Consider the following 266-nt stretch of genomic DNA (forward strand, 5'->3'; position numbering starts at 1 on the left):
GGTTTCCTTGTCGAGCATGTAGCCCTTGACGATGTCCTCGTTAGCGACCTCCTCGCCAGTATCGGCGTCGACTTTCAGGTACCTGATGCGGTGCCCGGTCTTTCGATTGAGCTGATTGAAGGAGATCTTCTCGCTCTCCGATGTGGCTGGGTACAGCGCGACCGGACAGGTTACGAGGGATAGACGCAGGAAGCCTTTCCAGTTGGCGCGGGGAGCCATTTTACGCAGAACTCCGGTTTTCCAAGGCGGTTGGATTCAAGACGATC

1 protein-coding gene is annotated in these 266 nt (G+C 56.4%); it reads right to left on the minus strand.

Going from position 1 to position 266, the window contains the following annotated elements; translation table 11 throughout:
• Nucleotides 1-219 (minus strand): Ku protein (locus AC5ZG1_RS44955; protein ID WP_496136645.1); only part of this gene is annotated, 219 nt, incomplete at its 3' end.
• Between the last annotated feature and the right edge of the window lie 47 nt (nt 220-266).

This window comes from Bradyrhizobium sp. Leo78, from assembly GCF_059512425.1.